Source organism: Mycoplasma zalophidermidis (assembly GCF_018913985.1).
Classification (GTDB): Bacteria; Bacillota_I; Bacilli_A; order Mycoplasmatales; family Metamycoplasmataceae; genus Mycoplasmopsis; species Mycoplasmopsis zalophidermidis.
Genome location: NZ_JAHMHK010000024.1, coordinates 1 through 404, shown reverse-complemented (window position 1 = coordinate 404; position 404 = coordinate 1). Strand labels below are relative to the sequence as shown.

The window sequence follows — 404 nt, the reverse complement described above, 5'->3', positions numbered from 1 at the left end:
ATGATAGTGATTTTATTGGTGTATATCCAAAAAACTATTATGAATGACTACCATTCGACAAAAGACTATGAGAACCACAATTGTTTTACAATAGTCCACTCATTTTAGCACCTTTTAAACCAATTCAAAACTCAAATATAACGTCTAAACACTTAATAGTTTTAAAACACTATATTCAATTCAAACATATCCTTACTTTGCTCTCACAACGCCCTTTAAAAGCATTTCTTGAGCTATTAGACGATAAAGAAAACAAAGAATTACAACAATTTTATAAAATAAACGACTATAAACAAGGATTTAAGAGTTTTATTAGTTCATTTAATGATGCTCTATATGACGCTATTGACCCAACAATCTATCTAAATTACATCGATGAATATGGAGTTAAGAGATTCTTTTAT

Annotated in this window: 1 protein-coding gene; it reads left to right on the top strand. The window is 28.0% G+C overall.

The window, feature by feature from the left end; translation table 4 throughout:
- Window positions 1-404, top strand: a 404-nt coding sequence (locus tag KQ878_RS04545) for a hypothetical protein (RefSeq protein WP_216567977.1), incomplete at both ends; no start/stop codon positions are given.